The following is a 5,654-nucleotide window of genomic DNA, read 5'->3' as shown; positions in this document are numbered from 1 at the left end:
GAAGGTAGCCACAGCACGAAGCCATACACGCCGATACTCCAGCAAAAATACTGCATACACAGCAGCACCACATTGCGCGAACGGAACGCTTCGCTGTAGTTACGCACCGCTTTAATCCCTTGCTGCTCCTCTTCGAGTTGCGCCTGCAACGCGGATTTTTCAGCATCAGATAACCAACCCACTTGCACCGGTTTATCTTTGACCAGTACCCACCAGGCGAAGGCCCAGATAACCGCTGGAATGCCTTCAAAAATAAACATTTCACGCCAGCCGAACGCCTGAATCAGGTAGCCAGAAACCACCGACATCCACAAAACCGTGACTGGATTACCGAGAATTAAGAAGGTGTTAGCCCGTGAGCGTTCGGATTTAGTAAACCAGTTACTGATGTAAATCAGCATCGCTGGCATTACCGCGGCTTCCACGATGCCGAGGATAAAACGAATCGCCGCCAGCGCCGGAATGTTGCTGACCATGCCGGTTAATGACGCACAGCCGCCCCACAAAATCAGGCAGACGAAGATAAGCTTACGCACGCTGCGGCGTTCGGCGTACATTGCGCCAGGGATCTGGAAGAAGAAATAACCGAGGAAAAACAGCGCTCCCAGCAGTGAGGAAATCCCTTTGGTGATACCGAGATCGTCGTTAATACCTGCGGCAGATGCAAAACTAAAGTTGGCACGGTCGAGGTACGCCAGGCTGTACGTGATAAACACGATTGGCATGATGTACCACCAACGTTTTGGCGCGATTACCTTTGATGAAAGGGACTGGGTTTTCATGGGCTTGCCTCTATGTTGAGGAGAGTCGCATCATGCCGGGTGTAGGGCACAGCTGATGCAGTCTTCGTTTATTCGCCAAGCGCGCTAAGGGTCGGTAACCCTTCGCTATCGCCGATGACCTGTATCGCCAGTGAGCCGATTTTATTCCCGCGGCTGACGGCATGTTCTAAGGTTTTCCCTTCAAGCAGGGCGCTTATCACGCCCACTGCAAAACCGTCGCCTGCGCCGACGGTATCGACGACGTTCTCGACTTTTACCGCGCTTACGGCCCCTTTTTCACCGGAGGCCGTTTTGAACCATGCGCCGTCAGCGCCCGTTTTCAGCACTACGGTCTTAACGCCGTGGTCGAGATAGAAATCGGCAATTGCTTCTGGTGTTTTGTGGCCGGTCAGAATCGCGCCTTCGCTTAACCCTGGCAGCACCCAGTCTGCCTGGAAGGCGAGCTGATTCAATTGTTTAACCATTTCGGCTTCACTTTTCCACAGCACCGGGCGCAGATTCGGGTCAAAAGAAATCGTTTTGCCCTTTTGCTTCATCACGCGGGCGGCATGATTGAGCAACTCAAGTGAGGTATCAGAAAGCGCTGCCGCCACGCCGCTTAAATGTAGATGGCGTGCGGAACAAAAGTACTCTTCGTTAAAATCAGCCGCTGACAGATGGCTGGCGGCAGAACCTTTACGGAAGTATTCCACAATGGGATCGGTTCCATTTTCGGCTTTGGATTTAAGCTGGAAGCCGGTTGCGAAGCGCTCGTCAGTTGTCACGCCACGGCTGTCGATCTGCTCTTTTGCCAGTTGTTGCCGCACATAACGGCCAAAAGAATCATTACCCACGCGGCTGACCCAACCCACTTTCAGTCCAAGGCGCGCAAGGCCGGTAGCAACGTTCAGTTCAGCGCCCGCCACACGTTTGACGAACTGCTCAGCGGCGGCAAGATCGCCGGTTTGGCTGGCGACAAACATCGCCATCGCTTCACCAATAGTGATGACATCAAGTTGTCTCGACATTGCTTACTCCTCGCGTAATAAGTTGACGTAATGGCGGGTGACAGCAGTCAGGTCGCGGCCTTCGAGCGGGAATTCAATTCCGCGTGGTGCGTCTGCTGGCAGGCTTTTCAGGATTTCCAGCCAGCGAGGTTCGGCATCATCCAGCGCGATGGCGCGATAGTGATAATGGTGCGCCACGGCGGCTTTGACATGGATGTAACTGACCGATGGTGCCAGTACACGTGCGGCGGCTTCCGGCGATTCATCAACCCATAGCCAGTTCGCCATATCAAAAGTGAGTGTCACCGGAAGATTCAGCACGTTACAGGCGGCCTGGAAGCGCTGCATCGGCGCAAGCTTGCCGCAGGCTGTTTGATCGTTTTCCACCACCAGTGGCACATCGCTTTGAGCAAGCCACTGCTGCAAAAGCGCAAATTGCTGGCTGCTACGGTAGTTGCCGAGTGAAAGTTTTAACCAGCTGGCGTTGAGCTGGTGGGCTTCAAGCAGCAAAGTAGGGATGAGCGGATTCAGTTTACCGTCTTCAACAAACAGTGGCTCTGGTGCGGAATAACAGGCCTGAAGTTTGTGTTCAGCGATTTGCTGCGCCAGTTCTGGCAGGGCATCAAGCTGGGTGCGGCTAAATAGTTCGCGGCGAATTTCTACACCGTCAGCACCGGCATTGGCGATGACGGGCAGTAGCGCGTGTTGGCCACCCAAAGCGGCGATGCGGTCATGCCCGTAAGCGGCAGTGACAATAATAATTTTTCTCGGCATTAACTTCGTCCGGTGTCGTAATGATGTTTATTACGCTAAATGGAACCGGTTCCAAAGAAAAGCCAACGATGTTTAATTTATGATCGCTATCACGAACATTGATTAGCGTACTGTGGAGCCGCGAACGATTAACTCGCCGGAAAAGACCTGTTCATAAACGCTGTCGCTGCCGCCTTCAATGCGCTTCACAACTTGCTGGAGTGCGGCGTAACCAATCTGCCAGGTCGGTTGCTTAAGCGTGGTGATGCCTACACCGGCAAGCTCTGCCCATTCGAGTTCATCGAAGCCTAACAGGCCGATGTCGCTGCCCCAGTGCAGGCCGATGCGCCGCAGTGAGCGTGCAACTTGTAGTGTGAGTGCGCCGTTGGCGGAAATCACCGCTTTGCGCATACCGCGATGGCCGGAATGGAACTGGCGCAGCGTGTTGTCCATCAACTCGCCTTCGTGCAAAGGCACTTCCGCGTTTTCGGCAACAATCCCAGGGTAGCGTTTAAGCGTGGCGTGGAAAGCATTCAGACGCTCGCGGCGGGTGTTCACTGTGCCGAGCGGTTCGCTGAGGAAAAGAATGGCTTCAAACCCTTGTTCGACAAGGTGTTCGGTGGCGGTTGTGGCGGCTTGTGTGTTATCCAAACCGACCACATCACAAGCAAAATCTGGAATTTTTCGGTCAATCAGCACCATCGGTAGCGCGGATTGTTGCAGGCGGTTTAACCCTTCTTCGCGCATGCCGACAGCATTCACCACAATCCCTTCCACCTGATAACTGCGCAGCAAATCCAGGTAATGCAGCTCCTGATCCACTTCGTTATTGGTGTTACAGACCAGCGGCGTAAAGCCTTTTTCCCGACACGCCGCTTCAATACCGCTCAGCACATCGACAGAGTAAGGGTTGGTGATATCGGCGATGATCAGGCCAATTAAACGGGTGCGCCCACGTTTCAGGCCGCGCGCCATTTGGCTTGGGCGGTAATCGAGTTCGGCAATCGCTGTTTCAATGCGCAGACGAAGGTCATCGGACAACACGCTTTGCTCGCCGTTAAGATAGCGGGAAACACTGGTTTTTCCGGTCTTTGCCGCTTTCGCGACATCGCTTATCGTGGGGCGCGCAGCCTTGCTGTTCATGATTTTCTCCGAGGGTAACTTTCTGGAGAGTAACATAAATTATGCAGGCTGGTGGATGACGCTGGTGCTTATCCACCTGACCAAGGCCTGGTGTTTCGAAGGTCGGATTAGCGTGAGCGTCATCCGACACCATCTCAAAGATCTCATCTGGTCCCAAATCATCCTCACTCTGTCCGTTTTTGGTATTAGCAATACGGCCAACCCTTGTCACAATGGATTCATACCCACTGATGAGGAGTCCGAAAATGTCCCGTTCCGTTCTGATTAATATCGACACACAACAATCTTTCTTCCATCGCGATTTCTGGCAAGAAGACGATTTTCCGGCATTCCAGCAGGCCATTTCACAGCTGATTTCCGGCTGCCAGGATTTGAATATACCGGTGGTGGATATTTTCCACGTGAGTGATGAAGGCCCGTTCTCGCTGGCTTCCGGCTATGTTAAAGCCATGCCTTTCTTGCAACATCAGGCTGATGTGGCCTTCCAGAAACACGTTCACAACGCATTTACCGATACCGGCCTCGATCATTGGCTGCGTAGCCGTGATATTAACCATATGATTGTCTGTGGGATTCGTACCGAGCAATGTTGCGAAACGACCACGCGGGTGGCGTCTGATTTGGGTTATCGCGTTTCATTTGTCAGCGAAGCGATGCTCACCTTCCCGATGAGCTGGAAAGGGGTTACGCTGGATGCCGCAACTCTGCGCCATCGTACTGAAACAGTGCTGACGGGGCGTTTTGCGCAAATCCAAACCGTTGCCGAGTGCCTGGAGTCTTTATCGTGAGTATTGGGGTCTGGTTCGTTGTTTTGCCTGGTGTTTTATCTCTCGACTTAACCGGCCCTGCGGAAACGCTGGCGCTGGCGGGGGAAGCCTTTCACCTGCATTTCATCGGCCCGGACCCACAAGTCATCACTTCAATTGGGCTGAATTTTTCGGGTATCGAAGCGCTGCCGGACAGCTTCACGCCAGGTAGCCTGCTGGTTTTGCCCGGCGTGTGCGATTCAAATCGCTACTTTGAGACGCCACAAGCCGAACAGGTGCGCCGTTGGCTGACGCGCCTGCAACCGCAAATTCATAGCCAGCAACTCAACTTGATGTGCGTCTGTTCCGGTTCGTTGCTGGCGGCGAAAGCGGGGCTGATGAACGGCGTGCAATGCACCACGCATCACGATGTATTGGTCAGATTACGTGCCGCCGCACCCACCGCGCAGGTGAAAGATAACCGTATTTTCGTTGAAGATCGGGGTATCTGGACCAGCGCGGGGATTACTTCCGGGATTGATCTCTCGCTGCATCTGATTAACCGCTATTGCGGCCCCAAAGCGGCGCTGGATGTAGCGCGTGAAATGGTGGTGTGGTTCCGCCGTTCGGGCGACGACCCGCAATTATCGCCGTGGCTGCGTTACCGCAACCACATTCACCCGGCGGTGCATCGTGCTCAGGATTTGCTTTCTGCGACACCCGAATCAGCGTGGGATGTGCAGGAAATTGCCGACAAAGTGCATGTCAGTTCACGCCATTTGTCGCGGCTTTTTCAGCAGCATTTGGGGATATCGGTGCGGGATTATCTGGAGCAATTGCGCCTGGCAGTTGCCGAACAGCGCTTGTTACAGGGGCAACGCATGGAGCAGGCGGCAGTTGCGGCGGGCTTTTCGTCGCCACGCCAGTTACATCGCGCCCGCGCCCGCAACGCTTAACTCACCATTTTACGGGTATCAATGCGCTGCAATGCCATGGAAAGCAGCAAACTTCCGGCAAGCGTCGCGCCGAAAATCCACAGAATATCCAGCACCGGCGAATTTGTTATTTGATAACCATGAGTGCGTAAGAAGTGGATGATCAGCGCGTGGAAACCGTAAATGCCCAGCGAATGTCGCGAGATTAATGTCAGCCCAGGCAACGGGCGGCCATTCAGGCAATTCTTCACCAGCACCAACAAGCTAATGGCGGCGATAAACACCAGCGGCCCACAATAAACGTAGAAG

7 protein-coding genes are annotated in these 5,654 nt (G+C 53.9%); 2 read left to right on the top strand and 5 right to left on the bottom strand.

Annotated features, from left to right (window positions below; all coding sequences use genetic code 11):
- The 4 genes from MES37_RS23250 to MES37_RS23235 all read right to left on the bottom strand — a co-directional run.
- Nucleotides 1-782: MFS transporter (locus MES37_RS23250; protein ID WP_237932733.1), on the bottom strand; the 782-nt coding region annotated here is incomplete at its 3' end.
- 68 nt (nucleotides 783-850) lie between these two features.
- Entirely contained in the window at nucleotides 851-1,789 is a 939-nt protein-coding gene (locus MES37_RS23245; protein WP_237932732.1) for a sugar kinase, read from the bottom strand.
- A gap of 3 nt (nucleotides 1,790-1,792) precedes the next feature.
- Nucleotides 1,793-2,542: a sugar phosphate isomerase/epimerase family protein gene (locus MES37_RS23240; protein WP_064542513.1), complete on the bottom strand. Its 750-nt coding sequence runs from the start codon at nucleotides 2,540-2,542 to the stop codon at nucleotides 1,793-1,795.
- Nucleotides 2,543-2,644: 102 nt separating this feature from the next.
- Nucleotides 2,645-3,664 (bottom strand): LacI family DNA-binding transcriptional regulator, encoded by a 1,020-nt coding sequence (locus MES37_RS23235; RefSeq protein ID WP_121814721.1) that lies wholly within the window; start codon nucleotides 3,662-3,664, stop codon nucleotides 2,645-2,647.
- A 245-nt stretch (nucleotides 3,665-3,909) separates the two neighbouring features.
- Here MES37_RS23235 and MES37_RS23230 point away from each other — a divergent pair, with 245 nt between their 5' ends.
- Together MES37_RS23230 and MES37_RS23225 are read left to right on the top strand one after the other, a co-directional pair.
- The gene (locus MES37_RS23230) at nucleotides 3,910-4,452 is read left to right on the top strand and encodes an isochorismatase family protein (RefSeq protein WP_133522134.1); all 543 of its coding nucleotides are present in this window, start codon (nucleotides 3,910-3,912) and stop codon (nucleotides 4,450-4,452) included.
- Entirely contained in the window at nucleotides 4,449-5,366 is a 918-nt protein-coding gene (locus MES37_RS23225) for a GlxA family transcriptional regulator (RefSeq protein ID WP_064542525.1), read from the top strand. The genes MES37_RS23230 and MES37_RS23225 overlap by 4 nt, the downstream gene beginning before the upstream one ends.
- Here the strand turns inward: MES37_RS23225 and MES37_RS23220 are convergent.
- The coding region (locus tag MES37_RS23220) for an acyltransferase family protein (RefSeq protein ID WP_337927118.1) at nucleotides 5,363-5,654 on the bottom strand (292 nt) is incomplete at its 5' end. The two genes, MES37_RS23225 and MES37_RS23220, sit on opposite strands and share 4 nt — an antisense overlap.

This window comes from Buttiauxella sp. S19-1 (assembly GCF_022134725.1).
GTDB lineage: Bacteria > Pseudomonadota > Gammaproteobacteria > Enterobacterales > Enterobacteriaceae > Buttiauxella > Buttiauxella ferragutiae.
The sequence above is the reverse complement of the archived record's forward strand: the minus strand, read 5'-3'. Positions and strand labels throughout refer to the sequence as shown.